At 74.4% G+C, this 18,361-nt stretch carries 16 protein-coding genes; 12 read left to right on the forward strand and 4 right to left on the reverse strand.

Annotation, left to right across the window (positions count from 1 at the left end):
• The first annotated feature begins 1 nt into the window (after position 1).
• The 5 genes from ACFP3U_RS35635 to ACFP3U_RS35655 all read left to right on the forward strand — a co-directional run bounded on the left by ACFP3U_RS35635 (position 2) and on the right by ACFP3U_RS35655 (position 6,152).
• Entirely contained in the window at positions 2-1,555 is a 1,554-nt protein-coding gene (locus tag ACFP3U_RS35635; RefSeq protein ID WP_380229918.1) for an ABC transporter substrate-binding protein, read from the forward strand.
• Positions 1,552-2,499 (forward strand): ABC transporter permease, encoded by a 948-nt coding sequence (locus tag ACFP3U_RS35640; RefSeq protein WP_380229919.1) that lies wholly within the window; start codon positions 1,552-1,554, stop codon positions 2,497-2,499. Before ACFP3U_RS35635 ends, ACFP3U_RS35640 begins: the two co-directional genes overlap by 4 nt.
• Before the next feature lie 160 nt (positions 2,500-2,659).
• Positions 2,660-3,460: an ABC transporter permease subunit gene (locus ACFP3U_RS35645; RefSeq protein WP_380229920.1), complete on the forward strand. Its 801-nt coding sequence runs from the start codon at positions 2,660-2,662 to the stop codon at positions 3,458-3,460.
• Complete coding sequence (locus ACFP3U_RS35650) at positions 3,457-4,914, forward strand: ABC transporter ATP-binding protein (RefSeq protein WP_380229921.1); 1,458 nt, start codon at positions 3,457-3,459, stop codon at positions 4,912-4,914. The genes ACFP3U_RS35645 and ACFP3U_RS35650 overlap by 4 nt, the downstream gene beginning before the upstream one ends.
• A gap of 446 nt (positions 4,915-5,360) precedes the next feature.
• The gene (locus tag ACFP3U_RS35655; RefSeq protein ID WP_380229922.1) at positions 5,361-6,152 is read left to right on the forward strand and encodes a VOC family protein; all 792 of its coding nucleotides are present in this window, start codon (positions 5,361-5,363) and stop codon (positions 6,150-6,152) included.
• A 37-nt stretch (positions 6,153-6,189) separates the two neighbouring features.
• On the opposite strand, the gene ACFP3U_RS35660 is transcribed toward ACFP3U_RS35655, so the two are convergent.
• Together ACFP3U_RS35660 and ACFP3U_RS35665 are read right to left on the reverse strand one after the other, a co-directional pair.
• A complete protein-coding gene (locus ACFP3U_RS35660; protein WP_380229923.1) occupies positions 6,190-6,651 on the reverse strand; it encodes a hemerythrin domain-containing protein in 462 nt (153 codons plus the stop codon).
• A gap of 138 nt (positions 6,652-6,789) precedes the next feature.
• Positions 6,790-7,386 (reverse strand): TIGR03086 family metal-binding protein, encoded by a 597-nt coding sequence (locus ACFP3U_RS35665; protein ID WP_380229924.1) that lies wholly within the window; start codon positions 7,384-7,386, stop codon positions 6,790-6,792.
• Positions 7,387-7,579: 193 nt separating this feature from the next.
• Here ACFP3U_RS35665 and ACFP3U_RS35670 point away from each other — a divergent pair, with 193 nt between their 5' ends.
• Positions 7,580-8,152, forward strand: a complete 573-nt coding sequence (locus ACFP3U_RS35670) for a DoxX family membrane protein (RefSeq protein WP_380229925.1) — start codon at positions 7,580-7,582, stop codon at positions 8,150-8,152.
• Positions 8,153-8,582: 430 nt separating this feature from the next.
• Entirely contained in the window at positions 8,583-11,105 is a 2,523-nt protein-coding gene (locus ACFP3U_RS35675; protein ID WP_380229932.1) for a collagenase, read from the forward strand.
• A gap of 111 nt (positions 11,106-11,216) precedes the next feature.
• Here the strand turns inward: ACFP3U_RS35675 and ACFP3U_RS35680 are convergent, their stop codons facing one another.
• Complete coding sequence (locus ACFP3U_RS35680) at positions 11,217-11,978, reverse strand: PP2C family protein-serine/threonine phosphatase (RefSeq protein ID WP_380229926.1); 762 nt, start codon at positions 11,976-11,978, stop codon at positions 11,217-11,219.
• A gap of 263 nt (positions 11,979-12,241) precedes the next feature.
• Between ACFP3U_RS35680 and ACFP3U_RS35685 the strand changes: the two genes are divergently transcribed.
• Both ACFP3U_RS35685 and ACFP3U_RS35690 read left to right on the forward strand, forming a co-directional pair.
• Positions 12,242-13,375: an LLM class flavin-dependent oxidoreductase gene (locus tag ACFP3U_RS35685; protein WP_380229933.1), complete on the forward strand. Its 1,134-nt coding sequence runs from the start codon at positions 12,242-12,244 to the stop codon at positions 13,373-13,375.
• On the forward strand, positions 13,372-14,016 hold the full coding sequence (locus ACFP3U_RS35690; RefSeq protein ID WP_380229927.1) for an FMN reductase: 645 nt from the start codon (positions 13,372-13,374) through the stop codon (positions 14,014-14,016). Before ACFP3U_RS35685 ends, ACFP3U_RS35690 begins: the two co-directional genes overlap by 4 nt.
• Before the next feature lie 104 nt (positions 14,017-14,120).
• Here ACFP3U_RS35690 and ACFP3U_RS35695 read toward each other — a convergent pair whose 3' ends face one another.
• Positions 14,121-14,540, reverse strand: coding sequence for a winged helix-turn-helix transcriptional regulator (locus tag ACFP3U_RS35695; RefSeq protein ID WP_380229928.1), 420 nt, complete (start codon positions 14,538-14,540; stop codon positions 14,121-14,123).
• 120 nt (positions 14,541-14,660) lie between these two features.
• On the opposite strand from ACFP3U_RS35695, the gene ACFP3U_RS35700 reads away from it, so the two are divergent.
• From ACFP3U_RS35700 to ACFP3U_RS35710, 3 genes are all read left to right on the forward strand, one after another.
• On the forward strand, positions 14,661-16,160 hold the full coding sequence (locus ACFP3U_RS35700) for an MFS transporter (RefSeq protein ID WP_380229929.1): 1,500 nt from the start codon (positions 14,661-14,663) through the stop codon (positions 16,158-16,160).
• Between the two features lie 146 nt (positions 16,161-16,306).
• A complete protein-coding gene (locus ACFP3U_RS35705) occupies positions 16,307-17,407 on the forward strand; it encodes a Dyp-type peroxidase (RefSeq protein ID WP_380229930.1) in 1,101 nt (366 codons plus the stop codon).
• A complete protein-coding gene (locus tag ACFP3U_RS35710) occupies positions 17,404-18,207 on the forward strand; it encodes a family 1 encapsulin nanocompartment shell protein (protein ID WP_380229931.1) in 804 nt (267 codons plus the stop codon). The genes ACFP3U_RS35705 and ACFP3U_RS35710 overlap by 4 nt, the downstream gene beginning before the upstream one ends.
• The last annotated feature ends 154 nt before the right edge of the window (positions 18,208-18,361 follow it).

Genomic DNA, 18,361 nt, shown 5'->3' on the forward strand with positions numbered 1-18,361 from the left:
CCTGCTCACCGCCTCCGTCGCCTCGGCCGCCGGTGCGGCCCTGGCCCTGGCCGCCTGCTCCCCGGCCCCCGCCGGCCCGTCCGCCGCCGCCTCGGCCGGCGGGGCCTCCGCCGACGGACCGCCCAGGCCCGGCGGCCGGCTGCGCGCGCTGCTCGCCGGCGGCGGCGCCAACGAGACCCTGGACCCGCACCGGGTCAGCCTCTTCGCCGACGCCGCCCGCGCCAAGGCGCTCTACGACAAGCTCGCCGACTGCGGCCCCGACCTCGCCGCCGTCCCCCGCCTCGCCGCCGGCTGGGAGCCCAACCCCGGCCTCGACGTCTGGACCGTCCGGCTGCGCGAGGCGGGCTTCCACGACGGCCGCCCGGTCACCGCCGCCGACGTCCTGTACAGCTACCGCCGAATAGCCGACCCGGCCCGGGCGTTCCGGGCCCGGGCCTCGCTCGAACCGATCGACCTCGCCGCCAGCCGGGCCCTCGACCCGCGCACCGTCGAGTTCCGGCTGCGCCGGCCGTGCGCCGAATTCCCCAACGTGCTGGCCGCGTTCGGCGCCTACATCGTCCCGGACGGCACCGAGGACTTCCAGGCCCCGGTCGGTTCGGGCCCGTTCGCGTTCGTCTCCTTCAAGCCCGGCAGCTCCCTGCTGCTCCGGCGCTTCGACGGGTACTGGGACGACGCGCCGCACCTCGACGAACTGGAGATCCTCGCCGCCGCCGAGGAGTCCGCCCGCGCCAACGCCCTGCTGGCCGGACAGGCCGAGTACGCCCACGAGTTGAGCCCCGCCACCGCCCGGGCCCACGAGTCCGGCGGGCGGATCGGCATCGTCCGGCTGCGCAACAGCGCCATGCAGGGCTTCGTCATGAAGACCGACCGGCCGCCCTTCGACGACGTCCGGGTCCGCCAGGCCTTCTTCCACCTCGTCGACCGGCGCGAACTGGTCGACGGCGCGCTCTCCGGCGCCGGGGAGATCGGCAACGACCTGTTCGGCAAGGGCAGCCAGTACTACCCGGCCGGGCTCCCGCAGCGTGCCCAGGACCTCGACAAGGCCCGCGCCCTGCTCCGCGAGGCCGGCGCCGAGGGGCTGCGGGTCACCCTCGACACCTCGCCGGTCGCGGCCGGCCTGGTCGAGGCGGCGGGCATCCTCAAGGAGCAGGCGGCGAAGGCCGGCATCACGGTCGAGGTGCGGGTCGGCAACAAGGACACCTACTGGAAGGACATCCTGGACGGCGGCGTGCTCGCCTCCTTCCGCTCCGGGGCGATGCCGATCGAGTCCCACCTCTCCCAGCGGCTGCTCTCCAGCTCCACCACCAACGCCACCCACTGGCGGCACCCCGACTTCGACGATCTGTACGGGCAGGCGCAGTCCACCGCGGACCCGGCGGCCCGCACCGCCCTCTACGAGCGGATGCAGCGCCGGCTGTACGAGGAGGGCGGGCTGCTGGTCTGGGGCTTCGCGGACTGGATCCTCGGCACCGCCCCGCGGCTGCGCGGCGTGGCCGCGGACGCCCCCGCCAACACCCTCGACTGGGCCAGGTTCGACAAGGTCTGGCTGGCGTGACGACGCCGCTGCGCGGCTGGGCCCGGCGCCGGCTGCTGCTCGGCGCCGGGCAGATCGCGGCCGTCCCGGTGCTGGTCTTCGTCCTCACCGAGGCGCTCCCCGGGGACGCCGCGGTCAGCGCCGCGGGCGACGACCCCGACCCGGCGCGGATCGCCGCGATCCGCGCCGCGCTGCGGCTGGACCGCCCGGCGGTGGAGCGGTTCGCCGACTGGGCGGGGGAGTTGGCGCACGGCCGGCTGGGCCGCTCGCTGGTCAGCGGCCGTCCGGTCGCCGACCACCTGGCCGACGGTCTCGCCCCGACCCTGCTGCTGGCGGCGATCACCCTGACGCTGCTCGTCCCGGCCGCGGTCGGCCTCGGCCTGCTCGCCGCGCGCCGGGAGGGCGGCCCGCTGGACCGCGCCGTCAGTACGGTGGCCCTCGGGGTGTACGCCGTCCCGGAGTTCGCGCTCGGCGTGCTGCTGACGGCGGTCTTCGCGCTGCGGCTCGGCTGGCTCCCGCCGACCGCCGTCGGCGGGCTCGACCGGCAGCCGGCCGCCCTGGTCCTGCCGGTCGTCGTCCTGCTGGCCCGCCCGGTCTGCTCGATCGCCCGCCTGGTCCGGGCCGGGCTGATCGACGCGATGGCGGCCCCGTACGCCGTCCACGCCCTGCGCTGCGGCGTCCCCCCGGGGCGGGTCCGGCTCGCCCACGCCCTGCCGAACGCCCTGGCCCCGGCCGTCCAGCACCTCGCCCGCACCGCCGACTGGCTGCTCTGCGGGGTGGTCGTGGCCGAGGCGCTGTTCGTGATCCCGGGGCTCGGCACCGTCCTGCTGGACGCGGTCGCCGCCCGCGACGTGCCGGTCGTCCAGGGCCTGGCGGTGCTGTTCGGCACCGTGACCGTGCTGCTGAACCTCGCCGCCGACCTCGCTGCCCGCCGGCTCGCCCCCAGAACGGAGGCCACCGTATGATCCCGACCGCCGACCGCCGCCCCGGCCGCTGCTCCTGCGACTGCGGGGTCTGCCGGGCGGTCGCGCGGCGCTGCCGGTGGCTGCTCCACCGGGTGGGCGGGTCCGTCACCGCCCGTCCGGGCCGGCGCCGCGCGGGGACCCGGTGAGGCGCGGCGGCCCGGTGGGGCGCTACGGGCTCGGCCTCGCGCTGGTCGCCGTGCCGCTGCTGCTCGCGGTGGGCGGGCCGCTGCTCGTGGGCGAGCCGGGGCCACGCGGGGTCTCCTACACGGCGGGCGGCGGCCACTGGCTGGGCACGGATTTCGCCGGCCGCGACGTCCTGCGCCAAGTCCTGCTCGGTGGAAGGTCGGTGGTGCTGGTGGCGGTCACCGCGACGGCGCTCGCGTACGCGCTGGCGCTGCCGCTCGCGCTGGCCGCCGCGCTGACCGGCCGGTCCTGGGTCGAGGAGCTGCTCCTGCGGCCGCTGGACGTGCTGATCGCCGTACCCGCTCTGCTGCTCGTCCTGCTGGTCGCCACCGCGACGGAGCCCGGACCGGCCGGGCTGGCCGTCCTGGTCGGGGCGGCGGCGGTGCCGGACGTCGCCCGGGTGGTGCACGCGGCGGCGGTGGCGGCGTCGTCCCGTCCGGTCGTCGAGGCGCTGCGGCTGCACGGCGAGTCCTGGTGGCGGATCGCGTTCGGCCAGGTCGCCCGGACGATCCGCCGCACGCTGGCCGCCGACGCGGGCACCCGGCTGGTCGGCGCCCTGTACCTGGTGGCGACGGCGGCCTTCCTCGGGGTCGGGGTGCAGCCGGACGCCGCCGACTGGGCGGTGATGGTCGACCGCAACCGGCCGGGGCTGTTCCTCCAGCCGTGGGCGGTGGTCGTCCCGGCGCTGCTGGTGGCCGGGCTGTCCACCGGCACCAACCTGCTGTTCGACGCGGCCCTGGACCGGTCCGGCCCACGCGGACGGGGGTCGGCGGCATGACGGGGATCGACGGCCTGACGGGGGCCGCGCTGGCGACCGTGGACGGCCTGCGGGTGTGGGTCGGCGACCGGGTACTGGTGGACGGGGTGTCCCTGCGGGTGCGCCCCGGCCGGGTGACGGCCCTGGTGGGACCGTCCGGCAGCGGCAAGACGACGACCGCGCTCGCCCTGCTGGGCGCGTACCCGGAGGGCGCCCGGGTGTCGGGCACGGTCACCCTCGCCGGGTCGGCCGGGGCGGCCGGGTCGGCCGGGCCCCTGGTCGGCCATGTGCCGCAGCACCCCGGCGCCGTGCTCAACCCGGCCCGCCGGGTGGGCGGGCTGCTGGGCGACCTCGCCCGGATCCACGGCGGCGGCCCGGAGGCCGTCCGAAAGGCGCTGCGGGGCGCCGAACTCTCCGACGTACAGGGCCTGTTGCGGCGCTTCCCGCACCAGCTCTCGGGCGGCCAGCAGCAACGCGTGGTGCTCGCCCAGGCGTTGCTCACCGGCGCCCGGGTGATCGTCGCCGACGAACCGACCACCGGCCAGGACCCGGACACCACGCGCCGGCTGGCCGCCCTGCTCGGCCGGCTCACCGCCCGCGGCGTCGGGCTGCTCCTGCTGAGCCACGACCTCGCCCTGGTACGGGAGTTGGCCGACGAGGTGGTGCTCCTGGCGGACGGCCGCGCGGTGCGGACCGGCCCGCCGTCCGAGGTCCTGCGCGCACCGCTCCCCGCACCACCGCGCGTACGGCCGCCCGCGCCGCCCGCGTCGGCCTCGCCGGTCCGCCTCGACGTCACCGGTCTCACCGCCCGCCACCCCGGCGGCGCGGTGGTGCTGCGCGAGGTCGGGCTGACCCTGCGGGCGGGGGAGTGCCTGGCCCTGGTCGGCCGCTCGGGCAGCGGCAAGACCACCCTGGGCCGCTGCCTGGCCGGGCTCCACCCGCGCCACGAGGGCACCGTCCGGCTGGACGGCGAGCCGCTGCCGCGCAGCGTCCGGCGGCGCGGACGACGAGGGCTGGCCGCCGTGCAGTACGTGTTCCAGGACGCCCGGGCGGCGTTCGCCGACCACCGTCCGGTGCTCGACCAGGTCGCCCGCGCGGCGGTCCGGCTGCGCGGCCTGACCCCGGCGGAGGCCGCCGCGGAGGCCGCCGAACTGCTCGCCGGGCTCGGGCTCGACCCGGGGAAGGCGGCCCGTCCGCCCGGCGGACTCTCCGGCGGTGAGCTGCAACGGGCGGCGCTGGCAAGGGCGTTGATCGTCCGCCCGGCGGTGCTGGTGTGCGACGAGATCACCTCCGGGCTGGACGCGCGGACCAGGGCGGCGATCCTCGCCGACCTCGCCGACCGCCGGGACCGCGCCGGGCTGGCGCTGCTGTTCATCTCCCACGACCCGGCGGCCGTCGACACCCTGGCCGACCGCGTGGTCACCCTGGCCGACGGCCGGCTGCGGCCCGCCGCGCCCGCTCACCCCACCGGGTGACCGCCCGCCACCACCCGGGCAACGGAGCGTGCCCGCCGGACGTCGGCGGGGGCGCTCCCCAGGCCGCGCACGCCCCCGGCCTCCCCACCCCCGACGCCCTCACCACCGCCTCACCGGCCCCACACCCGCCGGGTTCGGCGCCGATGCCACACGAATTGTCCGACACGTCCCCAGGCCCTGTCCGGCCGATCCTGCCGGGCGCGCGACGATGGACATCCCGGCTGGACGCACGCCCGGATCACCCAAGTACGTCCAGTACGAGGGCGATCCGGGCGCACGCCCAGCCGGGCGCGTAATGGGGGTACCTCCCGGCCGGAGGCTGGGGGAGCCGCGCGCTGATCCGCCAGGATCGACCGGACAGGGCCTAGGCTGAGGTCGCCCGGACGGCCGGACGGCCGTGGGTGTCGGGAGGGGCCCGGCGGCCGGGCTCTCGGAGGTGGTGCGCGATGGGCAGCGACGGGACGACGGCCGAGGTGCGCTGCGTGGCGGCCGTCCCCTGCTGGGTGAGCCTGATGGCCCACGACCTCGACGTCGCCAAGGCATTCTACGGACCGTTGCTGGGTTGGGAGTTCGAGCCGGGCCCGGACCGCTTCGGCCCGTACGTGCACGCGGTCACCGGCGGGGAGGCGGTGGCCGGGCTCGGCGCGGCGAGCGGCGGCTGGGGCATGCCCGTCGCCTGGACCAGCTACTTCGGGACGGAGAGCGCGGACGCCGCCGCCGACGCGGTGCGTGAGCGCGGTGCGACGCTCGCGGTCGGTCCGCTCTCCTTCGACGCCGGCCGGGTGGCGTTCGCGGCCGATCCGGCGGGCGCGGTGTTCGGGATCTGGGAGGGGCCGCTGGGCCGGGCCCGCCGACTGGACCTGCTGGGCGCCCCGGTCTGGATCGAGCTGCGCACCCCGGACCCGTTCGCGGCGGCGCTCTTCTACGGCGAGGTGTTCCGCTGGGACGGCCGCGACCCGGAGCGGTTCGAGGTCCGCTGGGAGCACGACCGGGTGGTGCTGCGGGCCGAGGGGCACAGCGTCGCCGCGCTCGCCCGGGAGCAGGCGGGCGGTCCGGCGGGGCTGCCCCCGCACTGGGAGGTGTCCTTCGCGGTGGAGGACACGGACGCGGCGCTGATCCGGGCGGAGGAGCTCGGCGGGACGGCGCTCGGGCCGGCGTTCGACTCGCCGTACGGGCGGGTGGCCCGGCTCCAGGACCGGGAGGGCGGCCGGTTCGCGGTGATCAGCGCCAAACCCTGACGAGCCGCGCGGCCCCCCGGCTTCGGGTCAATGGGCGCTACGGCCCGGCCTCGGCGGTCGCCGCCCGTTCGGCCCGCAGCCGTTCGGCGAGCGCGTTCCGGGCGGCGGCCGGCAGGGCCTTGCGCGCGGCGGCGTACACCTGCTTCTCCTCGGTCGCCAGGTGCCGGCGCAGCAGCTCGGTGAGCCCGCCCAGCAGCGGGCCGAGCGCCGGGTCGCCGGGCGGCAGGGCCAGGATGTCCACGAGGTACTGGCCGATCGCGAGGTGGTCGTGGATGCACCGGAACACCGCCGCGCCGCCGTCCGGGACATCGTGCTGGACGACCGGGAAGAGGTGTTCCTCCTCCGCCGCGCAGTGGTCGAGCAGCAGGTCGGCGAGCTGTTCGAGCAGGGGGCCGGGCGGTCCGCCCTCGGCCCGGCCCGCCTCGATCCGGGCGAGCAGGTCCTCCACCGCGCGGTGGTCCGCGGTGAACTCACCCAGGATGTCCGGCCTGCGGTTCATGGCGCGCCCGCCTCTTCTCCGTCGACGTCCGGTGCGCCCCCCGACACCTCCAGTATCCGGCGCCGCGCGCGTTACCCGGAGGTCCGGCCCGCCCTCACGGACCGGGAGCGCTCGGCAGCGGAGCGTTGCGGGGGCCGCTCAGGGACGGTCCCGGCGCCCGGTGAGGGCGAGCAGCCGGGTCTGCGGCCCGGCGTCGTCCGCCACCGGGAGCGGCGGGTCGAAGAGGCCGCTGCCGGAGAGGTCCCCGTAGCCGGTGAACTCGCCGAGCGCGAAGTCGACGAGGTTCTCCGGGAGCCGGGTGCGCCGGCCGATGCCCTCGGCGAGGTCCCAGGTGTGGACGACGGCGTCGGTGGTGAGCTGGTCCAGGTAGTACTGGCCGGAGACGTCGCCGAAGGAGAGGTGCACGGTGAGCTCGGTGGCGCCGGGGACGGCGAAGGCGTCGCGGGCGGCGTCCGCGGCGGTCGTCCAGGCGGTGACCGGGTCCTCGCCGAGGACGTCGCCGTCGAAGCGGCCGCCGACCTCGGAGAGGGTCGCGCCCATCAGCAGCTCGGGCACCCAGAGCTGCTCGCCGGTGAGGTGGTTGACCAGATCGCGGACGGTCCAGCCGGTGCACGGGGTGGGGGCGTCCCACTGGTCGGGGGTGACCAGCCGGACCCGTTCGGTGAAGGCGGCCAGGGCCTCGGCGTGCGGGGTGCCCTTTTCGGCCGATTGTCGGTGTTCGTTGTGATGTGCCATGTCCTGAGCGTGCCCCGCCGCACACCCCCGTACGCCGGTCCGCACCACCTGTGACCCGGCCACGCCAAGCTCATCGGCAGGACAGGTTGTTCAAATTAAAACTTCCAGGTACCGTCGATCCACCCCACTGGTTCGAATTTGAACGAACGAATTCGGCCGGAATCGACGAACCCCCCAACTGATGGAGACGCGCATGCCGAGCAGCAGCCCGAGCACGACCGCCCCCACCACCGCCCCCGCCGCCGCCGGGGCCTTCCCCGGATCCGCGGCCACCTCCCCGCACGCCTACGACGCCGGCCTACTGCTACTGCGCCTGGTGCTCGGCCTGACCATGGCCGGGCACGGCAGCCAGAAGCTGTTCGGCTGGTTCGGCGGCGGCGGGATCGACGGCACCGGCGCGTTCTTCGAGATGAAGGGCTACCCGGCGGCCAAGCTCATGGCCGTCGTGGCCGGTCTCACCGAGTTCGGCGGCGGCCTCGCGCTCGCCGTCGGCCTGCTGGCCCCGCTGGCCGCCGCCGCGATCCTCGGCACGATGATCAACGCCATCGTCGTCACCTGGAGCGGCTCCTTCTTCGCCATGAAGGGCGGCAGCGAGTACGAGATCCTGCTGATCGTCGCCGCCGCGGCGCTCGCGCTGACCGGCCCGGGCAGCTACGCCGTGGACCGCTACCTGCCGGTGGTGCGCTCGCACCGGCTGAGCTACGGCGCCGGCGCCGTCCTGCTCGCTCTCGTCACGGCCGGTGTCGTGCTGCTGATTCGCAGCTGACGCCGGGGGCGCGGCCGCCTGGTCCGCACCCCGCACCGAGGCCGCCGGTCCACCGACCGGCGGCCTTCGCGTTGTCCGGATCCTCCGGCCTCCGCGTTGTCCGGATCCTCCGCCCGTGGGTGCTTCTGTCGCCCCGGCGGCTCTCGCCGTTCTGCGGACGTCCCGTGAAGTTCCCGCGCGGAAGAGGAAGTTGCCGTCATTCCGCGCTCCCGAGGGGTTCCCCGGCCATGTGATGTATGCCATTGTACATGTCACACTCCCCACCGGTACTCGGTGTCACCGCCCCAACGGTGCCGCCGCAACGGTCCTCGCCACCCCACCGGCCGCGCCCTCACGCGGTCGACGAAGGCCCGGAGGCCCCCACGTGAGAGCCGCACGTTCTCTGCACCAACTACCCCGCTTCGCAAGGCTGTTGACGCTGATCCTGGCGATGCTCGTGGCCGTCGGCCTGTTCGCCCCGTGGGCTCAGGCGGCCCCCGGGTCGACCTCGCCGCAGCCCGGCGGCGGCTCGCCCGCCGCCTCGGCCGGACCCACCGGCCTGGCGCCGCAGCCCGCGATCGGTGACACGCCGGACGCGCACGGCAAGCACGCGCCCGTCCCGGCCCGGGAGCGCGCCCCGTTCTCGACCACGGTCCCGGAGCGCGCCGACTCCCTGTCGGCGGCGGAGCGGAAGGCCGAACTGGCCAAGGCCTTCGGCGAGAGCGCCCCCACGGCACTCGCCGAACAGCCCTGCAACATCCCGGACTTCACCGGGCGCACCGGAAGTGCCCTGGTCCAGGCCGTGAAGGCCGCCGACCTCGGCTGTGTCAACAGCCTGTTCAACCTGCTCGGCGCGGACGCGCGCGGCGCGTTCCGCGAGTCCCAGATGGTCACGGTGGCCGACGCCCTGCGCGACAACGCCGCCGCCTACCCGGGCGACAACTCCATCTCCACCGGCCAGTTGGTGCTCTTCCTGCGGGCCGGCTACTTCGTGCAGTGGTACCACCCGTCCGACGTCGGCACCTACGGCACCGCCCTGCAGACCTCGATCCGCGGCGCGCTGGACACCTTCTTCAACAGCGCGCACTCCCGCGACGTCACCTCCGCCAACGCCGGCACGCTCGGCGAGGCGATCACCCTGATCGACAGCGCGCAGGAGAACGTGCGCTACCTCCCGGTGGTCAAGCGCCTGTTGGGCGCGTACGACGCCGCCACCCACAACCCGGCGAACCTGGGCAACGCGCTCAACGGCGTGTTCACCGTACTGTGGCGCGGCCACCAGACGGCCGGCTTCGTCGACGCGGTGCGGGCCGACCCGAGCATCCTCGACACGCTCTACTCCTTCGCCACCGCCAACGGCGCCCTGCTCGGCGGCGACTACACCTTCCTGGTCTACAACGCCACCCGTGAGCTGGGCCGCTTCGTGCAGTACCCGGCGCTCCAGCCCAAGGTCCGCCCGCTGCTGAAGGGGCTGGCCGACCGGTCCTCGCCCAGCGGCAGCACCGCCCACCAGTGGGCTGCCGCCGCCGAGATGGCCGAGGCCTACGACGCCGGCAACTGCTCCTACTACGGCACCTGCGACGCTCCCGCCCGGCTCAAGTCGGCGGTGCTGAAGGTCAGTTACACCTGCAGCCCGAGCATCCGGATCATCGCCCAGGCGCTGGACGCCACGCAGTTGACCACCGCCTGCTCCAGCCTGACCGGCCAGGACGCGTACTTCCACGCGGTCGCCAAGGACAACGGCCCGGTCGCGGACGACCGGAACACCACCATCGAGGTCGTGGTCTTCCACAACCGCTTCGACTACGGGGTGTTCGCCGCCAGCATCTTCGGCATCGACACCAACAACGGCGGCATGTACCTGGAGGGCAAGCCCAACGAGGCCGGCAACCAGCCGCGCTTCGTCGCCTACGAGGCCGACTGGATGCGCCCCGACTTCCAGATCTGGAACCTCAACCACGAGTACACCCACTACCTCGACGGCCGGTTCGACATGTACGGCGACTTCAACGCCGGCGTGACCACCCCGACCATCTGGTGGATCGAGGGCTTCGCCGAGTACGTCTCCTACTCGTACCGCAAGGTGGCCTACGACGCGGCGATCGCCGCCGCCGGCCGCCACACCTACAAGCTCTCCACCCTCTTCGACACCACCTACGACAACACCGACACCGAGCGGACCTACCGCTGGGGCTACCTGGCCGTCCGCTACATGCTGGAGCAGCACCGCGCCGACGTCGACGCCGTGCTCGCCAAGTACCGCGCCGGCGACTGGAACGGCGCCCGCACCATCCTCAAGACCACCATCGGCACCCGCTACGACGCCGACTTCGACGGCTGGCTGACCCGCTGCGCGGCCGGAGCCTGCTCCGGCACCACCAACCCGCCCGGCAACCAGCCGCCCACCGCCGCCTTCACCACCGCGATCGGCGAGCTGGCGGTCACCTTCGTCAACCGCTCCACCGACCCGGACGGCAAGATCGCCGCCCACGCCTGGGACTTCGGCGACGGCACCACCGCCACCACCGCCAACCCGACCAAGTGGTACACCAAGGCCGGCACCTACACCGTCACCCTCACCGTGACCGACGACAAGGGCGCCACCGCGAGCACCCGGCAGAACGTCACCGTGGCCGGCCTGCCGGAGTGCTCGGCCGCCGACACCCGCGTGCTGGACAAGAACTGCCGGCGAAGCAACCTCTCGGCGGCCACCGGCAACTACGCGCACTTCTACCTGTACCTGCCCGCCGGGGTGAAGCAGCTGAAGCTCACCAGCACGGGCGGCACCGGGAACGCCGACCTCTACTACAACGCCACGAACTGGGCGTACACCAACGCCTACTCCGCCAAGTCCACCAACGCGGGCAACAACACCGAGACCCTGACCATCACCAACCCGCCGGCCGGCTACGTCTACCTGAGCCTCTACGCCCAGCAGGGCTTCTCCGGCGCGAACATCAAGGCCGAGTACTGACCGTGACCGCGGGGCACTGACCGCGGACGAGGGCCGGAGGCCCCCGGCGGCGCGCGAACGGCGCGCCGCCGGGGGCCTCGCCGCCGTTCGGGGGCCGCCGTGCGCCGACCGTCAAGCGCCGATCCGGACCAGCGCGAGCGAGATGTTGTCCGGCCCGCCGGCCTCGATCGCCGCCTTCCAGAGATCGAACGCCGCCCGCCCGTCGGCCCGCTCGGACGCCTCCGCCGGGTTCCCCAGCAGCGCCGTCAGCTCCTCCTCCGGCACCGCGTCGGTCAGCCCGTCGCTGCACACCAGGTACCGGTCGCCGACGGCCAGCGGCGCGCTGCGGATGTGCGGTTCGACGAAGGTCAGGCCGAGCGAGCCGCCGAGGCTCTGGGTGATCAGGGCGGTGGTGCGCCGTCCGGGCGGCAGCGGCGGGCTGTCGTCCACGCTGACCCGGCGCAGCCCGCCGTCGACGATCCGGTAGACCCGGCTGTCGCCGACGTTGAAGACCACCACCCGCTCCTCCAGCAGCACCAGCCCCGCGACCGTGGTGCCCATCGCGGCCAGCTCGGGCGTGTCCCCGGCCGCCGCGTACACCGCCTGGTTGCAGCTCTGGAGGGCCTCCCGGACGCTCTCCTCGCCGTCGAGGTCCGGTCCTGCGGCGGCCAGCCGCCGGGCGACCAGCGCGCTCGCGACCTCGCCGCCGGGGTGGCCGCCGAGCCCGTCGGCGACCGCGACCACGCAGGGCGGGCCGAGCGGGAAGAGCAGGGACTGCGGGTTGGTGGTGACGGTCGCGCAGAGTGTCCACGGCCCGACGGTGAGGCTGTCCTCGTTCCGCTCGCGCACCAGGCCCTCGTGGCTCAGCGCGCTCACCGCGATGTACGCCGTCATTCGGTTCGCCGCCCTTCGGGGACTCCGGCCCTGCGTCCCGGCTCCTCCCATTGTCGCGCCACCGTCCTGCGGACCGGCCACCCGACCCTGCTCCCGGACGCCGTGCGCGGCCGTCGTGCGCGGCCGTCGTGCGGTCTCGGGACAGGAGTCGGGCGCTGGGGGGAATATCCGGCGCGGGGTGGATGCTAAGGTGGTTGAAACTTTGACGATCGGATCCTGAGCCGGGATTCCCCAGCGGGATCACCAGGAGTGTGGTGAGCAACATGCAGTTCGGAATCTTCACCGTCGGCGATGTCACCCCCGACCCGACCACCGGCCGCACCCCCAGCGAGCACGAGCGGATCAAGGCGACCGTGGCCATCGCGCGCAAGGCGGAGGAGGTCGGCCTGGACGTCTTCGCGACGGGTGAGCACCACAACCCGCCGTTCGTGCCGTCCTCCCCGACCACCCTGCTCGGCTACATCGCCGCGCAGACCGAGCGCATCATCCTCTCCACCTCGACCACCCTGATCACCACCAACGACCCGGTGAAGATCGCCGAGGACTACGCGGTGCTCCAGCACCTCGCCGACGGCCGGGTGGACCTCATGATGGGCCGCGGCAACACCGGCCCGGTCTACCCGTGGTTCGGCAAGGACATCCGCCAGGGCATCCCGCTCGCGATCGAGAACTACGCGCTGCTGCACCAGCTGTGGCGCGAGGACGTGGTCGACTGGTCGGGCCGCTTCCGCACCCCGCTGCAGTCCTTCACCGCCACCCCGCGCCCGCTGGACGGCGTCCCGCCGTTCGTCTGGCACGGCTCGATCCGCAGCCCGGAGATCGCGGAGCAGGCCGCCTACTACGGTGACGGCTTCTTCGCGAACAACATCTTCTGGCCCAAGGAGCACTTCCAGAAGCTGGTCAACCTCTACCGGGAGCGCTACGCCCACTACGGGCACGGCACCCCCGAGCAGGCGATTGTCGGCCTCGGCGGCCAGGTGTTCATGCGGAAGAACTCGCAGGACGCGGTGCGCGAGTTCCGCCCGTACTTCGACAACGCGCCGGTGTACGGACACGGGCCGTCGCTGGAGGAGTTCACCGCGGAGACCCCGCTCACCGTCGGCAGCCCGCAGGAGGTCATCGAGAAGACGCTGGCCTTCCGCGACACCTTCGGCGACTACCAGCGCCAGCTGTTCCTGATGGACCACGCCGGCCTGCCGCTGAAGACCGTGCTGGAGCAACTGGACCTGCTCGGCGAGGAGGTCCTGCCGGTGCTGCGCGAGGAGTTCGCCAAGGGCCGCCCCGCCGGCGTCCCGGACGCGCCGACCCACGCCTCCCGGGTCGCCGCCGAGCGTGCCCGCCAGGAGCAGGACGAGACCGCCGCGAACCCCGAGGAGAACCCGGAGGTGTCCAAGTGACCGCGTACCGACTGGTGGTGATCAGCGCCGGGCTGAGCAAGCCGTCCTCGACGCGGCTGCTCGCCGACCGGCTCGCCGACTCGACGGTGCGTCAACTCGCGGTCGAGGGGCGGACGGTGGACGTCCAGGTGGTCGAACTCCGGGACCTCGCCACCGACATCGCGCACAACTTCGTCACCGGCTTCCCCGGCCCCGCGCTGCGCGAGGCGATCGAGGCGGTCACCCGGGCCGACGGGCTGATCGCGGTGACGCCGATCTTCGCCGCCTCCTACAGCGGGCTGTTCAAGTCGTTCTTCGACGTGATCGACCCCGACGCGCTCACCGGCAAGCCGGTGCTGATCGCCGCCACCGGCGGCACGGCCCGGCACTCGCTGGCGCTGGAGCACGCCGTCCGTCCGCTGTTCGGCTACCTGCGCTCGGTGGTCGTGCCGACGTCGGTGTACGCGGCCACCGACGACTGGGGCACCACGGGGGACCGGCTCACCGACGGCCTCCCGGGCCGGATGGACCGGGCCGCCGGGGAACTCGCCGGGCTGCTCGCCGGCCGCGCCCCCGCTGGCCCGGGCGCGGGCGACACGGCGCGGGCGGAGACGGAGGCCGTGGTGCCGTTCGCGCAGCAGCTGGCGGCCCTGCGGGCCTGACGGCGGCGCGCGCGGCGGTACCGAGAGACGGTACGGAGAGACCTGACAGGGGCGGGCCCGAGCACTTCGGGCCCGCCCCTTCGCGCGCCCTCAGCCCTCAGCCCTCAGCCCACCCGGGCGTCGTACGAGGCCCGGGCCGTCGCGATCTCGCGCTGGTGCGTCTCCGTCCAGGTGACCAGCGACCGGACGGTCTCGTGCAGGGTCCGCCCGAGCGGCGTCAGCGCGTAGTCGACCCGCGGCGGCACCACGGCGTGCACCGTCCGCTCGACCAGGCCGTCCCGCTCCAGCTGCCGCAGGGTGACAGTCAGCATCCGCTGGCTGACACCGTCGATCTCCCGCCGCAGCTCGGTGAAGCGCAGCGACCCGCGGTCCAGCAGGGCGATGACCAGCAGCGACCACTTGTCGGCGATCCGGTCGAGGATCTGCCGCACCTCGCAGTCCTCCCGGGTGTCCCACTGGAGCACGTCGTAGTCGTCCCCGGTGACTTCGCAGTGCGTCGGTGACTTCAAAGTGCCTTCTTCCATGGCTCCTGATGCTGCCTCAGGATGGCCATGGTTACAAGAGGGAACCGACCGGACCGAGGGGAACCGTCCCGTCCGGAGTCCCCGCCTCCCTGCCTCCCCGCGCACTTCCAGGAGACCACCGTGTCCGCGTCCTCAGCCGTGCCCGAAACCGGCCGCCCGGCCGCCGATCCGCCGGCGACCGCCCCACCGGCCGCCGCCCCAACCGCCGGCCCGGCCACCGCCCCGCCGTCCTCCCGGCTCACCGGCCGGGAGGCGGCCGTGCTCCTCGTGCTCTGCGGCGCGATCTTCCTGGAGGGCATCGACGTCGCCATGCTCAACGTCGCGCTCCCGTCGATCCGCGCCGACCTCGGCATGGACGCCGGCTCGCTCAGCTGGGTGGTGAGCGCCTACGTCCTCGGCTACGGCGGCTTCATGCTGCTCGGCGGACGCACCGCCGACCTGCTCGGACGGCGCCGGACCTTCCTCTTCTGGCTCACCGTCTTCGTCCTCTGCTCCGGCCTCGGCGGCCTCGCCGGCAGCCCCTGGGTCCTGATCCTGGCCCGCTTCGTCACGGGCCTGTCGGCGGCCTTCATGACCCCCGCCGGCTTGGCGATCATCACCACCGTCTTCGCCGAGGGCCCCCGCCGCAACCGCGCCCTGCTGATCTACGCGGGCACCGCCGCGGCCGGCTTCTCGCTCGGCCTGGTGGCCGGCGGCCTGCTCACCGCCGTCGGTTGGCGCTGGGTCTTCTTCGCCCCGGTCCTGCTCGCCGGCGGCCTGCTGGCCGCCGCCGTGCCGCTGCTCCCGCGCGACCAGGCGCCCGCCCGCCGCCCCGGCGAACGCTTCGACCTCGCGGGAGCCGCCACCGCCACCGGTGCCATGCTGCTGCTCGTCCAGGCGGTGGTGCGGCTCGGCGAGCCCGACGCGGCCGGCGGTCCGACCCTCGCCCTGCTCGCCGCCGGCCTGGTCCTGCTGGCCGCCTTCGTCGCCGTCGAACGGCGTTCCGCCGCCCCGCTGGTCCGCCTCGGCCTGCTGCGTTCCGGTCCACTGCTGCGGGCGAACATCGGCGCGCTGCTGTTCGCCGCCTCCTTCTTCGCCTTCCAGTTCGTCGTCACCCTCTACCTGCAGGACCTGCGCGGCTGGTCCCCGCTGCAGACCGGCCTCGCACTGCTCGCCGTCGGCGTGGACTCGGTGCTCGCGCCGACCCTCACTCCCCGGCTGGTCGAGCGCTTCGGCAACGTCCGGGTGATCCTCGGCGGCTTCTGCCTGGCGGTGCTCTCCTACGCGCTGTTCCTGCCGGTCGGGCCGGACTGGACGTACCCGATGATGTTCCCGACCATGCTCCTCACCGGGCTGGCCTTCGCCCTCGCCTACGGGCCGCTGACCATCGCCGCCACCGACGGCGTCGCGGAGGAGGAGCAGGGGCTGGCCGGCGGCCTGCTCAACACCGCCTTCCAGTTCGGCGCGGCGCTCGGCCTCTCGGCGGCCACCACCGTCAGCCTGGCCGTCGGCGGCGCCTCCGGCACCGCCCGGGCGGACGGCCTGCGGGCCGCGCTGCTGGTCCCGGTCGTGGCGGTCGCCCTCGGCGCCGCGGTCACCGCCCTCGGCCTGCGCCGCGACCGCGTCCGCGTCCGGTCCTGACCGGCCGGTTCTTCGACCGACGGCCCTTCACCGGCACCGGTGAAGGGCCGGCCCCGCGCCGTTTCCCGGCCTGCCGCCCGTGCCGAAATGTCCGCTCTGCGGTGTAATCGTACGAATGACCAGACCCCGGAGACCGGAGTCCGCCGATGCCGCCAGAGCCGTTGCCGTTCCCCGACCCGTCGCCCACCGACCCGCTGCCCACCGACCCGCCGCCCCCGCAGCCCGTCCTCTCCCCGCTCACCACCGCCGCGATCTTCCTCGTCCTCACCGTCGACCCCGGCGGCGAGCCCGCCGTCCGGGCCCTGCTGCCCGACCTGGCGGGCCTGCGCCGTTCGGTCGGCTTCCGGGCCCTCGACGCCGGCCTGACCTGCGTCACCGGCATCGGATCGGACGCCTGGGACCGGCTCTTCGCGGGCCCCCGCCCCGCCGAACTCCACCCCTTCCGGGAGATCTCCGGCGCCCGCCACCGGGCCCCGGCCACCCCCGGTGACCTGCTGTTCCACCTCCGCGCTGCCCGGCTGGACCTCTGCTTCGAACTCGCCGGCCAGCTCACCAGCCGACTCGCCGGCGCCGCGACCGTGGTCGACGCCGTGCACGGCTTCCGCTACTTCGACGACCGCGACCTGCTCGGCTTCGTCGACGGCACCGAGAACCCCGAGGGCCGCGCGGCGGACGCCGCCGTCCTGATCGGGGCGGAGGACCCGGACTTCGCCGGCGGCAGCTACGTGACGGTCCAGAAGTACCTGCACGACCTCGACGCCTGGAACCGGCTCCCCGTCGAGGCGCAGGAACGCGCGGTCGGCCGCACCAAGCTCACCGACATCGAACTCGACGACGACACCAAGCCCGCCGACTCGCACGTCGCGCTCACCACCGTCACCGGCCCGGACGGCGAGGAGCGGCAGATCATGCGGTTCAACATGGCGTTCGGCTCGTTCGGCGGGGGCGGGGAGTTCGGGACGTACTTCATCGGGTACTCCCGCACGCCGGCGGTCACCGAGGAGATGCTGGAGAACATGTTCGTCGGCCGCCCCCCGGGCGCCCACGACCGGCTGCTCGACTTCTCCACCGCGGTCACCGGCACGCTCTTCCACGTCCCCAGCGCCGACTTCCTGGACGACCCGCCCCCGGCGCCGGACACCACCGCCGCGTCCGTCCCCACCGCCGTCCCCACCGCCGTCCCCACTCTCCTCCCCGCCGACGGCTCCCTCGCCATCGGCAGCCTGAAAGGCACCCCCGCGCCATGAACAACCTGCACCGCGAACTCGCCCCCGTCTCCGCCGCGGCCTGGGCGGAGATCGAGGAGGAGGCCCGGGAGACCTTCAAACTCCACCTCGCCGGCCGCCGGGTCGTCGACCTGAGCGGCCCGGACGGCCCCGCCCTCGCCGCCGTCGGCACCGGCCACCTCACCGCCATCGAACCGCCCGCCCCGGGCGTCCAGGCGCACGCCCGCGAGGTCCGCCCGCTCGTCGAACTCCGGGTGCCCTTCTCGGTCGACCGCGCCGCCGTCGACGACGTCGAACGCGGCTCCCGCGACTCCGACTGGCAGCCGGTCAAGGACGCCGCCCGCACCCTCGCCCTCACCGAGGACCGCGCCCTCTTCGACGGCTACCCGGCCGCCGGCATCGAGGGCATCCGCACCGCCGCCACCAACCCCGCCGTCCCGCTCCCCGCCGACGTCCGCGAATACCCCGAGGCCGTCAGCCGCGCCCTCACCACCCTCCGCCTGGCCGGCGTCGGCGGCCCCTACGCCCTCCTCCTCGGCGCCGACGCCTACACCGCCGTCAACGAAACCTCCGACCACGGCTACCCCATCGCCAGCCACATCGCCCGCCTCCTCGACGGCGAGCTGATCTGGGCCCCCGCCATCGAGGGCGCCCTGCTCCTCTCCACCCGCGGCGGCGACGCCACCCTCGTCCTCGGCCAGGACGTCTCCGTCGGCTACCTCTCCCACACCGCCGACACCATCGCCCTCTACCTCCAGGAGTCCCTCACCGCCCGCATCCTCACCCCCGAAGCCGCCGTCCCCCTGACGGCGGCCCACTGACGCCCCCACCCCACCGGAGCCGGTGCACCCCCGCACCGGCTCCGGATCCGGACGAGGGTCTATGTGATGTCGTGATCAAGTTCGAGGGTGTGATCTAGACCCGTACTTCGCGGGTGACCGTTTCAGGTCTGTGGCCAGCGGGTTTGTGTGATGT

Origin of the sequence: Kitasatospora misakiensis (genome assembly GCF_042656005.1) — a bacterium.
GTDB lineage: Bacteria > Actinomycetota > Actinomycetes > Streptomycetales > Streptomycetaceae > Kitasatospora > Kitasatospora misakiensis.

What these genes read in the sequence shown, in the direction of transcription:
- ACFP3U_RS35650 (WP_380229921.1), top strand. Translation starts at nt 3,457, where the DNA reads ATGACGGGGATCGACGGCCTGACGGGGGCCGCGCTGGCGACCGTGGAC.
- ACFP3U_RS35655 (WP_380229922.1), top strand. Translation starts at nt 5,361, where the DNA reads ATGGGCAGCGACGGGACGACGGCCGAGGTGCGCTGCGTGGCGGCCGTC.
- ACFP3U_RS35660 (WP_380229923.1), bottom strand. Translation starts at nt 6,651, where the DNA reads ATGAACCGCAGGCCGGACATCCTGGGTGAGTTCACCGCGGACCACCGC.
- ACFP3U_RS35665 (WP_380229924.1), bottom strand. Translation starts at nt 7,386, where the DNA reads ATGGCACATCACAACGAACACCGACAATCGGCCGAAAAGGGCACCCCG.
- ACFP3U_RS35670 (WP_380229925.1), top strand. Translation starts at nt 7,580, where the DNA reads ATGCCGAGCAGCAGCCCGAGCACGACCGCCCCCACCACCGCCCCCGCC.
- ACFP3U_RS35675 (WP_380229932.1), top strand. Translation starts at nt 8,583, where the DNA reads ATGCTCGTGGCCGTCGGCCTGTTCGCCCCGTGGGCTCAGGCGGCCCCC.
- ACFP3U_RS35680 (WP_380229926.1), bottom strand. Translation starts at nt 11,978, where the DNA reads ATGACGGCGTACATCGCGGTGAGCGCGCTGAGCCACGAGGGCCTGGTG.
- ACFP3U_RS35685 (WP_380229933.1), top strand. Translation starts at nt 12,242, where the DNA reads ATGCAGTTCGGAATCTTCACCGTCGGCGATGTCACCCCCGACCCGACC.
- ACFP3U_RS35695 (WP_380229928.1), bottom strand. Translation starts at nt 14,540, where the DNA reads ATGGAAGAAGGCACTTTGAAGTCACCGACGCACTGCGAAGTCACCGGG.
- ACFP3U_RS35705 (WP_380229930.1), top strand. Translation starts at nt 16,307, where the DNA reads ATGCCGCCAGAGCCGTTGCCGTTCCCCGACCCGTCGCCCACCGACCCG.
- ACFP3U_RS35710 (WP_380229931.1), top strand. Translation starts at nt 17,404, where the DNA reads ATGAACAACCTGCACCGCGAACTCGCCCCCGTCTCCGCCGCGGCCTGG.